At 51.6% G+C, this 20,101-nt stretch carries 19 protein-coding genes; 6 read left to right on the top strand and 13 right to left on the bottom strand.

The features are described 5' to 3' along the window. Window position 1 precedes the first annotated feature (1 nt). The 6 genes from WMO41_RS01280 to WMO41_RS01255 form a co-directional block, all read right to left on the bottom strand. A complete protein-coding gene (locus tag WMO41_RS01280; protein WP_349228269.1) occupies window positions 2-847 on the bottom strand; it encodes a tetratricopeptide repeat protein in 846 nt (281 codons plus the stop codon). A gap of 5 nt (window positions 848-852) precedes the next feature. Further along, window positions 853-1,287, bottom strand: coding sequence for a dUTP diphosphatase (locus tag WMO41_RS01275; protein ID WP_349228268.1), 435 nt, complete (start codon window positions 1,285-1,287; stop codon window positions 853-855). Continuing rightward, window positions 1,268-2,080, bottom strand: a complete 813-nt coding sequence (gene scpB / locus WMO41_RS01270; RefSeq protein ID WP_494338411.1) for an SMC-Scp complex subunit ScpB — start codon at window positions 2,078-2,080, stop codon at window positions 1,268-1,270. Before scpB ends, WMO41_RS01275 begins: the two co-directional genes overlap by 20 nt. A 76-nt stretch (window positions 2,081-2,156) precedes the next feature. Then, window positions 2,157-2,954 (bottom strand): segregation and condensation protein A, encoded by a 798-nt coding sequence (locus tag WMO41_RS01265; RefSeq protein ID WP_349228266.1) that lies wholly within the window; start codon window positions 2,952-2,954, stop codon window positions 2,157-2,159. A 140-nt stretch (window positions 2,955-3,094) separates the two neighbouring features. Further along, entirely contained in the window at window positions 3,095-4,003 is a 909-nt protein-coding gene (locus WMO41_RS01260) for a metallophosphoesterase (RefSeq protein WP_494338410.1), read from the bottom strand. A gap of 50 nt (window positions 4,004-4,053) precedes the next feature. Next, entirely contained in the window at window positions 4,054-5,217 is a 1,164-nt protein-coding gene (locus tag WMO41_RS01255; RefSeq protein WP_349228264.1) for a D-alanyl-D-alanine carboxypeptidase family protein, read from the bottom strand. 220 nt (window positions 5,218-5,437) lie between these two features. Here WMO41_RS01255 and WMO41_RS01250 point away from each other — a divergent pair, with 220 nt between their 5' ends. Continuing rightward, window positions 5,438-6,277, top strand: coding sequence for a polysaccharide deacetylase family protein (locus tag WMO41_RS01250; protein WP_349228263.1), 840 nt, complete (start codon window positions 5,438-5,440; stop codon window positions 6,275-6,277). Between the two features lie 214 nt (window positions 6,278-6,491). Further along, window positions 6,492-7,685 carry an iron-containing alcohol dehydrogenase gene (locus WMO41_RS01245; protein ID WP_349228262.1) on the top strand — a complete coding sequence of 398 codons (1,194 nt, stop codon included), beginning with the start codon at window positions 6,492-6,494 and terminating at the stop codon, window positions 7,683-7,685. Between the two features lie 92 nt (window positions 7,686-7,777). Here the strand turns inward: WMO41_RS01245 and WMO41_RS01240 are convergent, their stop codons facing one another. The 4 genes from WMO41_RS01240 to WMO41_RS01225 form a co-directional block, all read right to left on the bottom strand. After that, window positions 7,778-9,748 (bottom strand): oleate hydratase, encoded by a 1,971-nt coding sequence (locus WMO41_RS01240; protein WP_349228261.1) that lies wholly within the window; start codon window positions 9,746-9,748, stop codon window positions 7,778-7,780. Between the two features lie 88 nt (window positions 9,749-9,836). Beyond that, entirely contained in the window at window positions 9,837-10,463 is a 627-nt protein-coding gene (locus tag WMO41_RS01235) for a biotin transporter BioY (protein WP_494338409.1), read from the bottom strand. A 128-nt stretch (window positions 10,464-10,591) separates the two neighbouring features. Further along, window positions 10,592-11,581: a DUF3878 family protein gene (locus tag WMO41_RS01230; protein ID WP_349228259.1), complete on the bottom strand. Its 990-nt coding sequence runs from the start codon at window positions 11,579-11,581 to the stop codon at window positions 10,592-10,594. 2 nt (window positions 11,582-11,583) lie between these two features. Further along, on the bottom strand, window positions 11,584-12,645 hold the full coding sequence (locus WMO41_RS01225; RefSeq protein WP_349228258.1) for a transglutaminase domain-containing protein: 1,062 nt from the start codon (window positions 12,643-12,645) through the stop codon (window positions 11,584-11,586). A 297-nt stretch (window positions 12,646-12,942) separates the two neighbouring features. On the opposite strand from WMO41_RS01225, the gene pdxR reads away from it, so the two are divergent. From pdxR to WMO41_RS01205, 4 genes are all read left to right on the top strand, one after another. Beyond that, complete coding sequence (gene pdxR / locus WMO41_RS01220; protein ID WP_349228257.1) at window positions 12,943-14,385, top strand: MocR-like pyridoxine biosynthesis transcription factor PdxR; 1,443 nt, start codon at window positions 12,943-12,945, stop codon at window positions 14,383-14,385. A gap of 163 nt (window positions 14,386-14,548) precedes the next feature. Then, a complete protein-coding gene (locus WMO41_RS01215; RefSeq protein WP_349228256.1) occupies window positions 14,549-15,700 on the top strand; it encodes an iron-containing alcohol dehydrogenase in 1,152 nt (383 codons plus the stop codon). 96 nt (window positions 15,701-15,796) lie between these two features. Continuing rightward, the gene (locus WMO41_RS01210; protein WP_349228255.1) at window positions 15,797-16,588 is read left to right on the top strand and encodes an SDR family oxidoreductase; all 792 of its coding nucleotides are present in this window, start codon (window positions 15,797-15,799) and stop codon (window positions 16,586-16,588) included. A gap of 16 nt (window positions 16,589-16,604) precedes the next feature. Further along, on the top strand, window positions 16,605-16,937 hold the full coding sequence (locus WMO41_RS01205; protein ID WP_349228254.1) for a nuclear transport factor 2-like protein: 333 nt from the start codon (window positions 16,605-16,607) through the stop codon (window positions 16,935-16,937). 38 nt (window positions 16,938-16,975) lie between these two features. Here the strand turns inward: WMO41_RS01205 and WMO41_RS01200 are convergent, their stop codons facing one another. From WMO41_RS01200 to WMO41_RS01190, 3 genes are read right to left on the bottom strand one after another with little or no spacing between them, the layout of a single operon-like run. Further along, on the bottom strand, window positions 16,976-17,677 hold the full coding sequence (locus WMO41_RS01200; protein WP_349228253.1) for a FadR/GntR family transcriptional regulator: 702 nt from the start codon (window positions 17,675-17,677) through the stop codon (window positions 16,976-16,978). 15 nt (window positions 17,678-17,692) lie between these two features. Next, window positions 17,693-19,111, bottom strand: a complete 1,419-nt coding sequence (locus WMO41_RS01195; RefSeq protein WP_349228252.1) for an FAD-binding oxidoreductase — start codon at window positions 19,109-19,111, stop codon at window positions 17,693-17,695. A gap of 47 nt (window positions 19,112-19,158) precedes the next feature. Next, window positions 19,159-20,091 (bottom strand): electron transfer flavoprotein subunit alpha/FixB family protein, encoded by a 933-nt coding sequence (locus WMO41_RS01190; RefSeq protein ID WP_349228251.1) that lies wholly within the window; start codon window positions 20,089-20,091, stop codon window positions 19,159-19,161. Window positions 20,092-20,101 lie beyond the last annotated feature (10 nt).

Below are 20,101 nucleotides of genomic sequence, written 5' to 3'. Positions count from 1 at the left end.
CCTAATGGTTGCCCTGACGGGTTCTTAAAAATGCCAGCTCGCGGGCTGCGTTTCCTTCTGCTGTATATTTCTGGTCGTAGTCCTCCAGAATTTCCAGGGCTTTCTTGTAATCGCCCTTATACTCCCAGGCCACGGCCTGATTGTAGGTCAGTTCTTCACGGCCCACTTCGTCGGCGCCAGCCTCGGAGAAACCGGTCTCGATGGTGCTTAAGGCGTCATCGTAATTTCCGGCATTGATCTGGTCCTTTGCAATGCGGCTGTACACCTGGCCCTGGATTACGCCAAGGCTCTTCGCCCGGTCGTAGTCTCCTGTTTCCAACAGGCAGAGGGCAAGACCGGTCTTATAGATTTCATTGCTCTCATCCTTCGCGTAAAGCGACTCGTAGGTCGCAAGCGCGGACTGATAATCCCCGCTGCGGTACTGCGCCTCCGCCCGGTAAAGCATCATCTGGCTCTCAAAGGTGCCGATGCGGCCATGGGTCAGCGCAATGGCATCATCAAACGCGTTGATGGCCTGGGCATAGTCCTGACTTTCCAGACAGGCCAGTCCCTGCTCCGCATATTCCTGACGGTGCTTCTGAAGCCATGCCTGACGGGCACCATATGCTCCGCCTCCGGCCAGTAAAACCACTGCCACAAAGGCTGCCATCATCTGGCGGCGGCGTCTCTGACGCTGTCTGCGGCGGCGTGCGATCTGTCTTGCGCGAACTGGTGAATAGGCACTGCCATCCAGCGCGCTTGCCGAGCGTGACCTGCCATTTGCGGATGTCTGGCTTCTGCCTGCTGCCGGGCTGCTTTTTCTGGCTGCAGATGATCTGCTCCGTTCTGTGTTCCGTTCGTTTCCCATGTTTTCTACCTTCTTCCGGTACTGCCAATACCGCCCCGGTCCTCATGATCCAGGGAATCGGTCTCTTCGAATAAAATAGCCGGCTGATGCTCCATAATGCGGAACTGGCAGATGCGGTCCCCTTTGCCGATCTTCGTATCGCGTAATGCATAGGCCGGGAAGAACCACTGATCGTTGTCCCCGCAATAGCTCTCGTCAATGACTCCCATATGGTTGGTCTGGATGATGCCAAAGTTCTTGTAGGTGCTGCTTCGCGGTACCACATGGGCCTCATAGCCCTTCGGCAGTTCCATAGCGATGCCCAGCGGTACCAGTTTAAACTCACCGGCCTTCATCTCTACGTCTTCCGCAGCCCGAAGGTCGATCCAGTCGGATTTGCCATCGATATAAGTTAATTTCTCCATGTCATCGTGAAAATATTTAATTCTGATCTTCTGCATGATCTGATTCCTCTTTCTCTTTATTTTCCTCGTCGCTGTACTCTGTTTCCACAGTTTCCAGTCCGTCGCTTTCCGAATCCGCAAAGATTTCCTCTCCTTCACGTTCTTTCAGCACTTCTTCAACCACCTCTGATACAGATTCCGGGGTGCTGCCATCTGCTTCTCCCTGCGCGCCAAGCTTCATCTGCAGTTCTTCTTCCACTTCCTGAATGATTTCCTCTTCCTGTTCCGGATTCATGGTCGGAAGATCCACCATAGAGCTGACACCAAACCGGCGCAGGAACTCCTCCGTGGTCGCAAACAGTGCCGGCCGGCCGGGCGCGTCCAGTCTTCCGGCCTCATAGACCAGTCCGTATTCCACCAGACGGTTCACCGCATGGTCGGAATTGACGCCGCGGATCTTGCCGATCTCCATCTTGGTCACCGGCTGCCGGTAAGCAATGATGGACAGCGTCTCCATGATCACATCCGTCATCACATGTTTTTTCGGAGTTGCCGCCACCCGGATCAGATTCTCGTAATAATCCGCACAGGTGCACATCTGGTACGCGTTTTCCAGTTCCAGAATGCGCATGCCGCGCTTTTCTTCCTCATAGCGCTTCTGCAGATGCAAAACCACGCGTTTCGCGATGTCTTCACTCTGGCCGATGGCCACAGCCAGCTGCTTTAGCTCCACGGAATTGCCCATGGTAAACAAAACAGCCTCGATGATGGCCTCCCAGTCTTCTGCTGTTTTCTGCCCGGCAGATGCCGATTCTGTCTCCAGCCGCTCTACCTCAGCCTCCGCCTCCATCTCGGCATGTCTGGCTTCTACGGCCGCCAGATCTACCGGATCATCGTCGTCTTCCTCAAAAAAATTACCCATATATTTATCCTTCCAGGCCGCTTAAGTCTTCCAGCTCCAGCTCGCCCTCTTCGCCTTCCTGTTCCAGTGTCTCGATCCACATATCGTCAAAGGTGTGTTCCTGAGTGAGATGGATCTTGCCGATCTTCATCAGTTCCAGAATTGCCAGAAAGGACACTACCACTTCCAGCTTGTCCTGCTGGCGTTCCAGCATCTGCCGGAAGCTGAATTTGCGGTGCTTTCTGGCATAATGCATCACATCCATAATTTTCATTTCCAGACTGATGGGTTCCCGTTTGATGGTTCCGAATCTGCTTCGGATCGGATCGATCTTCTCTTTCTGGCGCCGCATAACGGAATCAAAAATCCGCTGCAGCTTTGCAAGTGTCAGCCCATCTAACAGTTTGTCCAGATCTACCGGCGGCTCATACTTTGCGACCTCTTTCGGCACGGTCGGAGCCTTAAACAAAACATCTCCGGCCGCATCCTCCATATCGGCCAGTTCCTGTGCCATGAGCTTGTACTTTTTGTATTCCAGAAGCCTTGCCACCAGCTCTGCCCGCGGGTCTTCCTCTTCGCCCTCTTCCACCTCCGGGGCCGGAAGCAGCATGCGGGATTTGATATCCAGAAGCGTGGCTGCCATAACCAGGAAATCACTGACAATGTTTAAATCCTCTTTTTCCATCTGGTTCACATAGTCCAGATACTGCTTTGTGATCTCCACAATGGGGATATCATAAATATCTACTTTATTCTTTTCAATCAGATGTAACAGAAGGTCCAGCGGACCTTCAAACTTCTCCAGCTTATAAGAAATCGCCATGTTCTGTTCCCAAATACCTCCTGGACCAGCCGTTCTTTCGCTCTCCCGTCCGGGCAGACGGACACGTATAGTACAGTATAACAAAAAACCCCTGTCCTGTAAACATACAGAAACAGAGGTTTTTAAGCTGAATTTCGATATCAGTCTTCCGGTTCATCCGGTTTTGGCAAAAGCCGCACCACCATCAGCTGTGGACGGTTGCAGAAACGGATGTTGATAGAATGGGTGCCAAGACCGCGCCCTACAATCATATGCTTTCCATCCTTTTCAAACTCACCGGCACAGTACGGATGGAAAAACTGGTACTGCGGCGTCATCACTCCGCCCACAAAGGGAAGCCGGATGGTTCCGCCGTGGAAGTGGCCGGACAGGGTCAGGTCCGCGCCCCAGTCCGCATACTGCTCAAAATAAAGCGGGGAATGTGCCAGCAAAATCTGAAACCGGCTGTCATCTGCGGGGCCCAGATGTCGTTCCAGATACTCTGTGGTCATACGGGCCGGAATAAAGTCACGGTAGCAGGCCGGATCCAGATTCAGGCCGCTGATGCGGATCTGTTCACTTAAATTTACAGACCGGTCTGACAGATACGAAATGTTCCGGTCCTTCAGGATTCTGCGAAACTCCCGGTACATTTCTCCATATGTTTTATATTCCCGGCCAAGACGCTGCTCGTGGTTGCCGTTTCCATAATAAATGCGGAAAGGCTTTCCGGTATTTTCTCCCGTGGTCTGGGCCTGCAGCTGGCACAACCCATCCAGAAACCGTCTGGTTACTTCCAGACTGGCCTTTCCAGGTTTTGCCACCATCACATCACCGCCAATCAGGATTAAATCCGGCCGGATGGTTCGGATTGATCCAAGGAGCTGGCTGTTTGCTTCGCCGAATTCTTTATCATGCAGGTCTGTCAGAAACACCAGGGTTCTCGGGTTGCGGATCTTTTCGGAATAGATTGTGGTTTCCTCCACCACAAAATGCCTGCGCTCATACCCGGAGCGGACCAGGCCTACGGCTGCCGCGGCAGCACCTCCGGCCACAACGGCCGACAGGATTTTCATTTCTGTATTCAAAGCTCACTCAAACCTTTCTGGGATTCGGATCATCAGATTTTTCCCGCAGCGTGCAATGCAAATCCATAGTCCAGCATGGCTTTGGTATCTGTATAATGGGTCCCTTTTGCCTTCATAACTACCGCGATCAGACGCACGCCATCCCGCTCTACCGCGGTTACCAGGGTATTGCCCGCTTTGGACGTATATCCGGTCTTTCCGCCAATGATGCCCTCGTAGTAGCGGGAATCCGTTTTATACATCATCTTGTGGCCCATGGTAATGGTGTGGGCCGCTGCATTTTTGATGGCCGGAAACTCGTAGGATGTCGTCGTGTCAATCCTGCGGAAGGTATCGTTGGCTACGGCCGCCCGGAGAATCAGTGCCATATCGTACGGCGTTGTTTTATGGCTTTCATTATTTAAGCCATGCGGATTCGCAAAATGAGTGTTTTTGCAGCCAAGCTCTTTTGCCTTTGCATTCATCAGATCCGCAAACGCGCTGACGCTGCCAGATACATGCTCTGCCAGACCATTTCCAATCTCATTGGCTGATTTTAATAAAAGGCCGTACAGAGACTGCTCTACCGTCAGCTGGTCTCCCTCGGATACACCAAGTGCCACCGCGCCGGATTCCAGATTTGTAGTTGCTGTTTTTGAAAACGTGACGGTATCATTCAGGTTGCAATGTTCCAGAACCACCAGAGCCGTCATAACCTTCGTGATGCTGGCCGGATAAAACTGCTGGTCCTGATTCTTGCCGTAAAGGACTTCACCGGTCGCTGCGTTCAACAAAACCGCGCCCTCAGCCGCCACTTCCGGCTGTTTGATATCTGCCGCGGACGCAGCGGTACTGGAATTTCCTGCAGTTTTATTTTCTGCTGTGCCTGTATTTGCTCCCACGGTTCCAGTTCCTGCAGAGACCGTGCCCGGGCCGCCCTGCAGAATTACGGCTTCTACCGCTTCTGCCGCTGCCCCATCTGCTGCCGGAAGCACAAACGGACGGTCAGAAACTTTGCTGTCTCCCGCTGTCACAACCGTTCCGGAAGCGCTTTGTCCTTCCTGTGTCTGTGCCGCACTGGTCTCAGCCTGCGCTGCGGTCTCTCCAGGCGCCTTTCCCACTGTTACGGTTCCGGCTGACGCGAATGCGCTGCTGACCTGAGAAAGGGCCAGGGCAAGTCCCAGGCCCAGGATCTGTATTTTATTTCTATGCTTCATGTAGTATATTCTCCCCATGTTTTTCTTATCCTTGTTTTTGTGCGATTCCTTAGGCATTATAGCATACATTCGTTTCCTGAAACATGACAACTTTCTTAATCTTGTCATGCTATTTTTGTTACGGGCTGTGGTTTCTGCGCAATATAAACCGCAACTGATTCTGAAACGTTCCGTTCTTCCATAAATATAGAAAGAAGAAACTCTGACCGGAGATACGTTCATGCCGTTTTTCCCCCACCCCAAACGCCAGGTCTGCAAACGACTGGCTGCCGCCGCCACCCTGTTTTTGTGTTCTTTCTTTGCCGGAAATGTTCTGGCCCACACCGTCTCCTCGTTCCGCAAAACGGAATCGGTTACTGCCGCGGCTTCCTGTGAAAACTGGGGTCTGAGCTTTCAGCAGGAAGGAAAACCGCCCGTGGCCAATGCCACTTCAGACTACTTAAAACAGTTCCAGGCCCATTACATTGCCGATACCAGCGAATCCGTCCTCTACCTTACCTTTGATGCCGGATATGAAAATGGAAACACAGAGGCCATCCTCGATGCCCTGAAAAAGCATCATGCTCCTGCCGCTTTCTTCCTGGTCGGTAACTTTCTGGAAACCAGCCCGGATCTGGTAAAACGCATGGTGGCAGAAGGACACACCGTTGGGAACCATACCTGGCACCACCCGGATATGTCTAAAATTGCGAACCAATCCTCTTTTTCGGAGGAACTTTCCAGGCTGGAACAGAAATATCAGAAAATCACCGGGCAGGCCATGAAAAAATATTACCGGCCGCCCCAGGGAAAATACAGCGAATCGAATTTAAAGATGGCAAAGGAAATGGGATATCACACCTTTTTCTGGAGTCTCGCCTACGTGGACTGGTATGAAAACAAACAGCCGACCCATGAGGAAGCCTTTAAAAAGCTGCTAGGTCGCATCCACCCAGGTGCCATTGTACTGCTGCACAGCACCTCGAAAACCAACAGAGAAATTTTAGATGAACTTCTGACAAAATGGGAAGAGATGGGCTACCGGTTTGGTTCGCTCGATGAAATCGCTGACAACGCGTAAGCCTTAACGAATCCGCTAGAATTTCACGGGCATTCATGTTATGATATTTTTATAACTGTTCAGTAGGTCTGCGCATTCACTGCGCTGACCGTATGAAAACATGGGCTTGCAGGCAAAAATCCCATTGCCGAAGGCAATTTTCAATGGATTTTTGCCCGTAACTGTGAGGATACTGAACAGTTACGATATTTCTGAGGAAAAGGAGGGATTTATCATGCATGCATTTACATACCATTCTCCAACGGAAATTATATTTGGAAAAGACACCCAGCTGCAGCTGGCACAGCAGATCCGCAAATACGGTGGAAACCGTGTACTTCTTGTCTACGGAAGCGGAAGCATTGAACGCAGTGGCCTGTTAAACCAGCTTTGCCAGACCTTAACCGACAGTCAGATTTCCTACGAACTCTTTGGCGGCGCCAAGGCAAACCCGACTCTGGAACATGCCAGAGAGGGCGTAAAGCTGGCCCTGAAATGTGGCGCGGATTTCGTGATCGGAGCAGGCGGCGGTTCTGTCATTGACACCGCGAAAGCCATTGCCATCGGCGCAGCCAATGCGCCAACCGACATCTGGGAATTCTGGACCAGAGAAAAGACACCACACCACGCACTGCCGGTGGGTGCCGTTCTGACCATCTCAGCTGCCGGAAGTGAATCCAGCGATTCCGCGGTTCTGACCAATCTCGCAACGGGTGTCAAGCGCGGACTTGGCACGGAATTAAACCGCCCACGTTTTGCCATCATGAACCCGGAGCTGACCATGACACTCCCACCCTATCAGGTGGCCTGCGGCGTAACCGATATCATGATGCACACCATGGACCGGTATTTCAACCCTTATGAGAACGAGCTGACCGATGCCATTGCGGAGGCACTTCTGCGCACTGTCATTGCCAAAGGCCGCGTTGCCGTGCAGAATCCTAAGGATTATGATTCCATGAGCGAGCTGATGTGGGCCGGTTCTCTCTCCCACAATGGACTGACCGGCCTCGGCGGCATGAAGGATTTTGCGGTGCACCAGCTGGGACATGAACTCTCTGCCATGTTTGACACCGCCCACGGTGCTTCTCTGGCTACCGTCTGGGGTTCCTGGGCGAAGGCTGTTTACCAGACAAAACCGTCCCGCTTCGCGCGTTTCGCAAGAAATGTATGGGGTATCGCGGAAACAGATGACACCAAAGCCGCACTGTCCGGCATTGAGAAAACCGTGGCATTCTTCCGTTCCATCGGCATGCCTGCTTCCCTGGAAGAAAATAAAGATATCGGGGTCCAGGATGATGTGACCCTCCATGATCTCGCATACCGCTGCACCTACCACCGCACCCGGACCATTGGAACCTTCCAGGTTCTGGGAGAAGAAGAGATTTACCAGATTTATAAAGCGGCAAACCACACGGAAAAATTCTAAATAATCGCTCTTGCTTCTAAATTAAAGCAAATGCCGGGCGGCACCCTTTTTGGGGTACTTACCCGGCATTTCGATTGCTTTTAATATGAATTTCAGATCATTCCGTCCCGGATCACATCATGATCCCGCAGAACTTTCTCGATCACAGTTCCCTTTAATTTCTTTAAGAGCGGTTTCTTTAACATGTTAAGCGGTCCCGGAAGCTCCATCTCCAGCGGGGACTTACCGTCCATCAGCTTCACGGTACTGTCTAAGAGGTTACGGATGTCATACACGCTGCCCCATACCTCCGGCACGCCGCGGTCTACGCCAAGCAGGCCATATACGGATTCCATGGCCGTGCGGACAGAATACTCGGTGGTGAAGATGGTATCACGCGGAGTCTCAGCAAACTGGCCCAGGAACGCGAAGTTTACGCAGCCATCCGGGATGACATCCGGGCGGTCGCCTTTTCGTCTTGGCATGAAAAATGCGGTGATATACGGCATCATGGTCGGCACACAGACTGCGTGGTTCTCTGCCAGCTCATCGATTTCCTCCACCGGAACCCCAAGGTGATACAGCCACTCTGCGGTGATTTCCTTACCAGTACACTCCTTCATCGGCTTCTTAATATAGTCACCCGGAACATCGGTAAAGAGGCTGTATACCCAGACGCAGACCTCTTCCTTCTTCTGGGTCTTGAACTGACCCTGACGGTTGATGGTCCAGCTTAACAGCCATTTGGAATCCTGGCAGCTGACGATGCCTCCGGTTACTACGCGGCCGCTTCTAGGATCGCGCTTGCAGATCTTCTGGATATAGGAAATGATCTTATCATCGGAAGTCGTAACAGTCGCGGACTCCCAGTTGGTTTTCTGGATATCTGAGCAGAACTTCTCCGGATGTCCGAACGCCTCATGCTGCTTTGCAATGTTTTTCCAGAGTTCCCAGCAGCCGCTGACACGTTTTTCCGCATCTCCATCCGGCGCATGGTTCTGGTCACCATAGATGGTGCCCTCGGTACAGCTCCCGTTGGTAACGAATACAAGATCCTTCTCGGTTAACGGAATCTCGGTATCCATGCCATTTACGGTGCAGACGATCTTCTTTGCGGTCTTCTTTGCTCCCTCAATGTCAAACAGCACGTTGGTGACGCGGGTGTTAAACTGGAACTGCACCCCTGCGTTCTCCAGATATTTCTGCATCGGCAGGATCAGGGAATCATACTGGTTGTACTTGGTAAATTTCAGAGCAGAGAAATCCGGCAGTCCTCCAATATGGTGGATGAAACGCTGGAAGTACAGCTTCATCTCCAGGGCACTGTGCCAGGTCTCAAAGGCAAACATGGTGCGCCAGTACAGCCAGAAGGTGGAACCGAAGACTTCGTCATCGAATACATCCTCAATTTTCTTATCGTACAGGTCTTCATCCCGGGTGAAGAACAGCTTCATGATCTCCATGCAGCCCTTCTGGCTTAAGTTGAACTTGCCATCGGTATGGGCATCCTCGCCGCGGTTTTTGGTGGCGCGGCACAGGGAATAGTTCGGATCATGCTTGTTTAACCAGTAATACTCATCCAGCACGGAAGCACCCGGTGTCTCCAGGGACGGGATGCTGTGGAACAGATCCCACAGGCACTCGAAATGATCTTCCATCTCACGGCCGCCGCGCATCACGTAGCCGCGGAGCGGATCTTCAATACCATCGCAGGCACCTCCCGCAATGTCCATAGCCTCCAGAATGTGGATGTGCTCGCCTTTCATCTGTCCGTCACGGACTAAGAAGCAGGCTGCAGCCAGAGCGGCCAGGCCGCTTCCCACAATATAGGCAGATTTTTCATCCACGCCCTCTGGCTTCTCCGGGCGGGCAAACGCTTCGTAGTTGCCGTTGGAATAATAAATGCCCTTGCTGTTTTTCGCCTGTCTGCCGCGCTCTGTGTTGCGGAATTCTTTCAACTCCTTCTCACGCTGTGCTTTTGTTTCCGGATTCCGGGACTTCATGCCGCCTTTTTTCATCAGCATGGTTCCGGCACCCACCGCCAGAAGTGATGCCGCTCCAAGTTTTGCCAGTTTCTTGTTCATGATATTCTTCTCCTTCTTTCCTGCAAAACATAAACCTGTAAAAATGTATGGTTTTCTGTAAAGTATTCCCGGACACCTCTGGCCTTATTCAGGCTTTGAGCGCCGCCGAAACCGCCGGTCTCAACCGTCCCGCCAGCATAACCGCCAGCACGCAGAGCAGCAGGTCCGGCAGCATGGTCGGCAGGCAGTATACTCCGAAGATTACGCCAATTTCCACCGGTGTCTGGGATGCCAGCAGATGTGTGATCATATAAAAATAGAGGATTCCCATTCCGTAGTAGATCACAAATCCAGCCAGCGTGGTAAAAAACCAGGTAACGGATTTCGTTGGCCGAAGCTTTTCACATAAAAAGCCAATAGCCCATGCCGCCAGGGCAAAGCCCAGCAGAAATCCAAAGGTTGGCCGCAGCAGATAAGCCGGGCCGCCGCCCCGGGCAAAAATCGGGAAACCGATCAGGCCGGTGATCAGATAAACGGTGACACTCCGGAATGCCCGGCGGGAGCCAAGAAGCAGCCCTGCTAACAGCACAAACAGCCACTGCAAGGTAAAATTCATGGTATCTGCTCCTACCGGGATTACAATCTTCATAAAAGCACCCACCGCGATCAGTGCTGCAAATAAGCCGCAGACCGCCACATCCTGTGTAATGCTCCGGGACGCGTCACAGGCCGTTCCAGATTCTGACGGCCGACGGCGTGACAGTAAAAGTTTCATTTTCATTTGCATTTCCATTCCTTTTGTAAATATTCATGAATCATTATAACTGTTTTCCACGGATTAGACAAGAAAAAAGCCGGGACTCTGTTAAAAAGTCCCGGCCTCCGCCAGATTGCCGCAGCAAATTATGGACGTGCCGACGCACTGTTCTTATGTTTCGTTTTTTCATAGGTAAACGTCCGGATCTCAGTTTTTCGGTTTAAGATGCCGGGCATCCAGATCATCAGATGGCTCTTAAAATCCAGCGTATCACTGGCATGCACAAAGGGCTCCTCCCGAAGGACTACCGACTGAATGCCCTTTTCTGCCAGTGCCTGCTGTCCCGCTCTGGCTGCCTTCATGATCAGCGCATACTGCGCGTCCCGCTCCGGTCCAAAGCTCCGGCATGGATGGACAGATGCCGCCTGCTTTAGTTTTTCTGTCAGCAGATCCACCGTCTTTGCATGTTTCTTCCAGTGTAAGAGCATCGCGATATACTTTGTCATCCACCGGCCGGAATGTTTTCCGTAAAGTTCCAGCGCGCGAAGCAAAGACGCATCCCCGGCTTCTTTTGCCAGATCCATCATAATCTCCAAAGCCTCCGGCGCCAGCTGCCAGCCATCTTCCCGGTCCGGAAGATACTGGGGCGGCACAGACGGATAGCAGGTAAAATTAAGCGGTGGGAACTTTGCCAGCCAGGCAAGCTTTGCCTCCAGTTCCCCGCAGCAGTCCTCTCCCATATATTCAAATTTATCCCACAAAATGGCAATGCGGTACTCCAGCTGCCTTAAGTATTCATAGCCCTTTACCCAGAAATGGCCAATCTCGCCATAATTGTAAAGTTCATATTCCGCTTCCAGTGTCTCAAAAAAGATCGTAAAGACATTGTGTCCCTGATGCACCACCAGAGAGGAACGCTCCTCATTCCGATCCAGGCGGGTTCCCAGTTCTCCGCTGTAATCCGGAAGATACTCTCCCGTAATCCGCGCGTTCCGGAAAGTCAGAAAACATTCGGCCGCATCATTCATCAGGTAGACCAGACGGATATCCTGCGGCGTGTGATACCCGTTCTCGCCCTCTAAAAGTTCAAACTGATTCTGCTCTCCCAGTATTTCCAGCATTCGGTATGCGTTCATAGCTATTCCTGTTCCCCCTCGTTGGCTTCTTCCATATTCACATCCGGCTCCAGCTCCGGTGCCGGTTCTTCGGTATAACGGATCCTTAAAACTGCCTGGGACCAGTTTAAGCTCACATGGGGAATTTTTCCCCGCTCCTTTCCCGCTTCGGAAATCTGCTCCAGCAGCTCCTCCAGAACCTGTTTCGTCAGATAGCCGCCCCGCCAGTGAAAGGTCAGCAGTCTGCCCTTCTTTGCCGCCTGCAATGCCCGCTTCTTTACATCCTCCTGCTTTGTGAAAGACAGTTTCTTTTCTTTATAATAAAAGTGGTCACCATTGGTGCAGGCAGGCGCCGGAGCAATCAGCGGTTCGTGATCCCGGAAGATATTTTTGTCATCCAGATTAAAATAATCATAACGGATTTCCTCCCCGGTCACGCTGCATTTTCCAAGGCTGTTGTCAAAGGTGGCGTCCAGATGATAATACTGCCCGTCAATGCGGACAATGTTCCAGGTGTGCCGGTATTTGATCTCCTTTTCCGGGTTATTGCCGCAGATGGCGATCATACACCAGATTCCAAGCGCATCGCACAGCACCTTCACTGCTTTGGCAATGCCTTCGCAGACTCCCACCCCCTGCCCTAACGGGCCAATGATTTCGTGAGAATAGGCCTTCTTTAATTTGTCATACCGGATATTTTCACAGATAAAATCATGAATGTATTTTTCCTTTTCCCATTCGGAAAGCGTTTTTGCCGGACGCGCCAGCTTTTCCACCCGGGACGCCATGGCCTTCTGGTGTTCCCGCACCTTGCTTTTGTCAAACAGATATTCCGGCTTCATAATGAGATTGGGAGAATCCTGATAGTGGAGGAAATGAAATCCCGATGCCCAGAACAGTTCCGGATGGTCCAGCCTCAGCAGCAGAAATACCTCAGAAAGTTCCTTCGCGTCCAAAAGAGGCAGCTGAAAGCTGTCGGAAAGCTCTGTGAGACCGGCAAGCATGCTCCGGTAAGCCGCCTGCTTTGGTTTAGTCATGTGATCATAGTAATATGTTACAGCCATGTTGTCTCCACTTCTCTCCATAAATCACAGAACATCTGATAAAGCTCATTTTTTGCCGGATTCCACTTGTGCTGCTAATCCGATTGTCTTTTGATTTTAATTTCGTATTTACCAATTTCTTCTGCATCTCCATGCATGATCTTTCCCGTCTTATTTTTTTAGAGAATACTCTGTTTTGCTTATTATAACATTCTTTTTTACATTCTGCATAGCATTTTACTTTGCAAAACATTACGAAAAATACAGACAAATATATACATTCGCGCTATAATGGGATTATATTGATACCAGATTTTTACCAAATGAGGATACCAGATTATGCTGATTTACGACTTTTCCAAACGGGGAGCCCATCCCCTTTACGAGTATTTATACCACTGTCTGAAGGAAGACATCTTAAGCGGACGCATCCCGGCAGGAACAAAACTTCCTTCCAAACGGGAACTGGCATCAGACAACCAGATCAGTGTCCGCACGGTCATGAACGCTTATGACCAGCTGCTGACAGAAGGCTATATCACTTCCGAGGAGAAACGTGGTTACTTTGCAGCGGAACTGGAAACCACGCCGGAGCAGACGTCATTTTCCATGCATTCCTCTTTTGCCCAGGTCCCCGAAGAAGAACGTGATCCGGAAGACTCCGAACCACTCTATAAAGAAGATAACTGGTATGCGGACTTTACCTCCAATAATACCATTTACGAAAAATTTCCCTTCTCCCTCTGGCGCAAGACCATGCGGGAGGTCTTAAGTGAATATGACCTGGAGCTGGTGCAGCGGGCACATTTTCTCGGAGTTCCCGCCTTGCGCCGTGCCATTGCCGACTACCTGTACCGATCCCGAGGCATGAATATTTCCCCGGAGTGCATTGTCATCGGCGCCAGCATTGAATATCTTTACGAAAAGCTCATCAAGCTTTTGCCCGCGCACTCCATATACGGCGCAGAAAATCCCGGATACCGCAAAATCCCACGCATTTATGAAGAATTCGGGCTTCCCTGGAGAAGCATCGAAATGGACGAATCCGGCATTTCCATGGATAGTCTTCGCGGAAGCGGAGCAAACATTGTCCATGTATCTCCGGAGCACCACTATCCGCTTGGCACCGTAACCACTGCCGGGCGGCGCCAGGAACTGCTTTCCTGGGCTGCCGAAGCCACGGACCATTATATTATTGAGGATGATTACGACTGTGAGTTCCGCTACTCCACCAAAAGCATCCCAGCCCTGCAAAGCATGGACTTAAGCCACCGGGTCATCTATATGAACACCTTTAGCAAAAGCCTGGCTCCGGCCATCCGCATCAGCTACATGGTGCTTCCGAAAAAGCTGATGGAACGCTACATCTCCCGCGCCAACTTCTACTCCAACTCCGCTTCCAGCTGCGAACAGTATGCCCTGGCCCGCTTTATCGAAAATGGTTCCTTTGAGCGGCATTTGAGCCGCCTGAAAAAATATTACCGCCAGGAAGGAGAACGGCTCCTGCGCATCATCAAGCAGAGCAGCCTGATTCCGGCATCCCGCATTACCGGCGGAAGCTGCGGTACCCATCTTCTGGTCTACTTAGACACCTCCATGACCGATGTGGAGATCCGCTGGGCCGCCAGAAGCAAGGGCATCAACCTGGCCTGCCTCTCTGAATTCTGTACGGAAATACAGCCGGAATACGAGCATGTGCTGGTCTTAAACTACTGTGACCTGGATGAGCGGACACTGGTGGAAACCGTACGGCGTCTGGGGAATATCTTTATCCAGTGGTAAATCTGGTATCTAATTTATTTTTTATTTTGGTTGTTTTTCAAGCACCAAATCGTTGCTATGATGTTGCCATGACAAACACACAGGGACGGCACAAAAGGTTCCCCCACATGAACAGCCCGCCGCCCCGTGGACACTCAAATAAAGAAAAAGGAGCGTGTATCTCATGGCAACAACTTACTATTTCTTACCTACCAGAAACTTATTCGGTGAAGATTCCGTACAGGAGGCCGGCACCCTGATGCAGAGCCTTGGCGGCAAGAAGGCACTGATCGTAACCGATTCCTTCCTTGCTTCCTCCGGCATGGCTGCTTCCATTCAGGAAATTTTAACGAGTGCAGGCGTTGAGAGCGTCGTATTTGGCGGTGCAGAGCCGAACCCGAAGGATACCAATGTCGTAAGCGGACTGGAAATGTTCAAAGCAGAAGCCTGTGACTCCATCATTTCCCTGGGCGGCGGTTCTTCCCATGACTGTGCAAAAGCCATTGGCCTGGTTGCCTCCAACGGCGGCGACATCCGGGATTATGAAGGTGTGGATAAATCCACGAAGCCGATGTGTCCGATGATCGCCATCAACACCACCGCCGGAACTGCTTCCGAGATCACACGTTTCTGTATCATTACCGATACCAGCCGCCATGTAAAAATGGCCATTGTCGATTGGCGCGTCACCCCGCAGATTGCAATCAATGATCCGAAGTTAATGGTAGGCATGCCGCCGTCACTGACTGCCGCAACCGGTATGGATGCTTTAACTCACGCCATTGAGGCTTACGTTTCCACCGATGCCAACCCGCTGACCGATGCCGCTGCCCTCATGGCCATCACCATGATTACCCAGTATCTGCCAAAGGCAGTTGCAAACGGCACTTACATGAAGGCCCGTGACAAGATGGCCTACGGCCAGTATCTGGCTGGTATTGCCTTCAACAACGCTTCCCTCGGTTATGTTCACGCTATGGCTCACCAGCTGGGCGGTTTCTACAACCTTCCTCACGGTGTCTGCAACGCAATCCTGCTGCCGCACGTAGAGGAATTCAACCTGATCGGCAACGCAAACCGCTTCCGCGATATCGCAAAAGCCATGGGTGAAAACATTGACGGTCTCTCCACCATGGACGCGGCAAGAAAAGCCATTGCTGCCATCCGTCAGATTTCCGAACAGGTCGGCATCCCGAAGAACCTGCGCGGACTGGGTGTCAAAGAGGAAGACTTCGGTATCATGGCAGAAAACGCCATGAAGGATGTCTGCCAGCTCACGAACCCGAGAAAGGCAACCAAAGAACAGGTGATCGGCATCTTCAAGGCTGCTTACTAAAAACATGTTTGCTAAATATCATTTCCAATCCTCAACATTCGCAAGCCTGGCCCCCCAGCCGGGCTTTGCGATGTTGTGACAAAAGGAGGTCCCACCATGGGCATATACGCTGTAACCGGCGGCTCACACGGAATCGGAGCCAAAACCGTAGAATTACTGAAAAAAGAAGGTCATGAAGTCATCAACATTGACCTGTTGAAAGGAGATATCACCGCAGACCTGACGACTCTGGAAGGCCGCCAGAAGGTAATTGATGAGCTGCACGCCCTACACCCGGAAGGCCTGGACGGGCTCATCCTAAGTGCTGCTGTATCCGGTGCCTGCGGAAGTCTTACAAAGATCATTTCCCTGAACTATTTCGGCGCAGTCTCTGTGATCAAGGGCACCTATGATCTCCTGGAAAAAAAGCATGGATGCTGTGTGGCCGTCTCCTCCAATGTCATTTCCCAGGACATTGCCCGGATGGACATTGCGGATCTGTTAAACAACAACAGCGATGACGAGCACAAAATCCGAAGCGTCGTTTCTTCTCTGGATGCCTCCGATTTAAGCGTGGGAAACAGCATCTATGCCGCCTCCAAATACGCGCTGGCCCGCTGGGTGCGCCGCCACTCTGCCTCCTACGCAGCCAACGGTGTGCGCATCAATGCGGTGGCTCCGGGTAACGTAGGAAGCGCCATGACCGCCACCATGTCCCACAGCGCCAAAGCCTCCTTAAATGCCCTGCCCATTCCGACCCGCTACGGACAGGAAACCTTCATGGATCCCAAAGAAATTGCCCTGGCCATCGTATTTCTGGCTTCCGAAAAGGCCTGTGGCATCAACGGCATCGTTTTGTTCGTGGATGGCGGTACCGACGCGCTCTTAAATACGGAAAAAGTTTATTAAAAGGAGGAATTGTCAGATGCTGCCCATTGAAAAATACATTGATGCCATAGAAAATAAAGATTATGAAGGTCTGGGGAATCTCTTTACCAGGGACGGCCATTACTGCGACTACTGTGCCAACGGTACGCCCCAGCATGACTACCATCTGTACGGAAAAGAAGCCATCTCCATGTTCTTCCGGAATAAATTTCTCTGCCGCCAGTACTCCATTCTGGAGCCGACGGTCCTAAGCCCGTCCCAGGCAGAGTTTATCGCGTGTTTTGGCGGATATCATGTGATGGCCATTGTGACACTGCAGCAGTTATCCGCGGGTGGACATATCCGCAGGTTAACCGTACGGCCAAAATAAAACGGGGCTGCCTTAAGACATCCCCGCATGGTTTTATATCAGGTTTCGATCAGTTTTTTCAGATGCTTGCGCACTACATTAAAATGCTTCTTTAACGCTTTCGCGCCCGCCGCCTCATCGCGGGCCGCAAGCGCCTCATAAATATCCCAGTGTGCTTTCCGGAGCACTGCGGCACGCCGCCGGTCCGAAAGAATCGACGTTCTTAAGTCCTTCACAAACAGCTTTAAAAGATCCTCCATCTGATCCACATAAAAGATCATCAGCTGGTTGTGGGACATCTCCATTAAGATCTTATGAAATTCCACATCCAGGGCAGCACTGTCCTGAGCACTCATGGGCTGGTCCATCTTTTCCAGTACTTCCTTCATCCGGGCCAGTTCCTCCGGTTTTGCGTCTTCCATAGCCGCCGAGAGGGCTGTCTGTTCAAATCCGCAGCGCAGCTCAAATACTTCTGTATGATTGATATGCTGCAGTACCATAGTCAGGGACATCAGCCTGGTCATGTATTCCTTTGTATTACAGCGGATATAGTTCCCGCTCCCCTGAATGCACTCGATCAGCCCCATCATCTCGAGAACGTGAAGCGCTTCTCTCGCGGAATTGCGGCTGACCTTTAAGGTTTCCGACAGAACGCGCTCCGTTGGGATCTTATCATTCAGGCGGAGATTGCCTGAGGTAATCTCCGCCGTAAAATAATCAAATACTCGTTCGTATGCTTTCTGGCTGTTTTTCTCTTCCAAGTAAACTTCATCCTCCTACAGACGATAGCAGACCTTTCCAGGATTTAAGATCATCTTCGGATCGAAGACACGCTTGATGCCTTCCATGAGAGCCATGTTGGTCTCTCCGACAGAATCTACCAGATATTTGATCTTGCCGGAACCGATTCCGTGCTCACCGGATACCAGACCGCCACAGTTGGTAGCTTCCTTATAAATGATCTCAAAGAATTTGTCGACACGGGACTTGAACTCTTCCTCTTCCAGATCATTGGAGCACTGGTAGATGTGAAGGTTTCCGTCACCTGCGTGGCCGAAGGACTTGATGATCAGTCCGCAATCTTCGCCGGTCTTGTTGACAAAATCCAGATAATCCGCGATCTTATTGACCGGAACTACAACGTCACACTCGTCTAACAGCTTTGTCTCGTGCATGATGGCTTCCAGGAAGGAAGAACGTGCTGCCCAGGCATCCTTGATCTTGGCTGGGGTATCTGCTACCAGAACATCCATAGCGCCAGCATCTAAAACCAGCTCTGCCATCTGCTCCAGCATGGTGTCCAGATCATCCTGGCTGCCTGCATCCAGAGTTACCAGAAGGTAAGCGCCAATCTGCTGTCCCTCCAGTTCCTGCGGGAATACGCTGCGGCCAATGTAGCGCTCGGAGCTTAAAACAATCTCACGCTCCATGAACTCGATGGCCTGCGGATTTAAGCCGGACATTTTAATCTTCGGAACGGTGGAAAGCGCAGTGTTTAAGTCCTCAAACGGAATGATAAGGGATGCCACAACCTTCGGTGCCGGAATGATCTTTAAGGTCAGCTCGGTGATGATGCCGAGAGTTCCCTCGGAACCGATCATTAAGTTTAACAGAGAGTATCCGGAGGAAGTCTTGGATACGGTAGCGCCCAGATGGGTGATCTCGCCGGTCGGCAGGACTACGGTCATGGCACGTACATAATCACGGGTTGCTCCGTATTTGACTGCTCTCATGCCGCCTGCGTTGGTGGAAACGTTGCCGCCCACACAGGCAAATTTTTCACCCGGATCCGGCGGATACATCATGCCTTTGCTTAAGCAGTCATTGGCCAGATCATTTAAGAGCACACCGCTCTCAATCTCTACAACAAAGTTTTCCATATCGTAGTTTAAGATGCGGTTCATCTTGGAGGTATCCATAAGCACTCCGCCCAGCAGCGGAACTGCGCCGCCTGCAAGACCGGTGCCTGCGCCTCTCGGGGTTACCGGGATGGTATTTTCATAGCAGATTTTCATGACTGCAGCCACTTCCTCCGTGGAAGTTGGCTGTACCACCAGGTCTGGCATATGGGTGCCGTAAATCGGCATCTCATCTCTGGCATAATCTACGTTGATATCGTCTCCAACGAGAACATGATCAGACACTGTCTGAATCTGGGCAATGATTTCCGGATTCAGCTGATTATATTTTTCCATTGTAATTCCTCCTCATATTATAAGGGTAAGCGCCCCAATCATCAAGTTTATTTGCGGTTTTTAATCTCTTCCATCAGAAGAGGAATGATTTCTTTGACATCTCCCACAATTCCTACATCCGCGATATCAAAGATGGAAGCAGCCTCATCTTTGTTGATGGCTACAATATATTTGGATCCCATGATGCCGGATACATGCTGCATGGCTCCGGATACACCGCAGGCGATATACAGCTTCGGCGCAACAATCTTGCCGGACTGTCCTACCTGATGGGCACGGGATGCCCAGCCCTCCTCGATGGCCGGACGGGATGCGCCGACTACGCCACCAAGCAGCGCTGCCAGCTCTTCTACCAGCTTAAAGCCTTCTGCGTCACCCATGCCGCGTCCTCCGGTTACGATAACATCCGCACCTTCCAGGTCAACGGCCTCCGCAATCTCTTTTGCCGCGTCAATCACTTTTGCCTTCAATGCTTCTGCTGCTACCGGCGCGTCTTTTTCTTCCACACTGCCCTCTGCTGCCTCCGGCTTTGCAAAGCTTCCGCTGCGGACCGTTGCGAACTGAACCGGTCCGGACACTGCCAGGCGCTCCAGAACGGTTCCGCCGTATGCCGGGCGTACAAACTCCACACCCTCTCCGGCTTTCTCAATTGCGGTTACATCGGTCACACAGCCTGCGCCGAAACGCTGTGCCAGGCGCGGTGCCAGGTCTTTTCCGATCTGGGTGCCAGAAAACAGAACCAGCTCCGGCTGAGTTTCCCTGATGTATCCCTCTAAGGCTGCAGTCTGTGCATCCTCAGAAGCATGTCCGGTCTTTAATACCGTAACCTTTGCGCCAAGAGCTGCTGCCTTCTCTGCGGCATCTTTATCCTCTACCGCAACCGCCAGGGTTTCTCCCAGTTCCTTTGCGGCGGTCAGAAGCTCCAGGCTTCCCTGTACCGGGCTTCCTTCTTTTGTCTCAATATATACCAGTACTTTCATCTGCGGTTTC

Source organism: Ventrimonas faecis (genome assembly GCF_040096075.1).
Classification (GTDB): Bacteria; Bacillota; Clostridia; order Lachnospirales; family Lachnospiraceae; genus Brotaphodocola; species Brotaphodocola faecis.
This window is presented reverse-complemented; position numbering and strand designations above follow the sequence as displayed.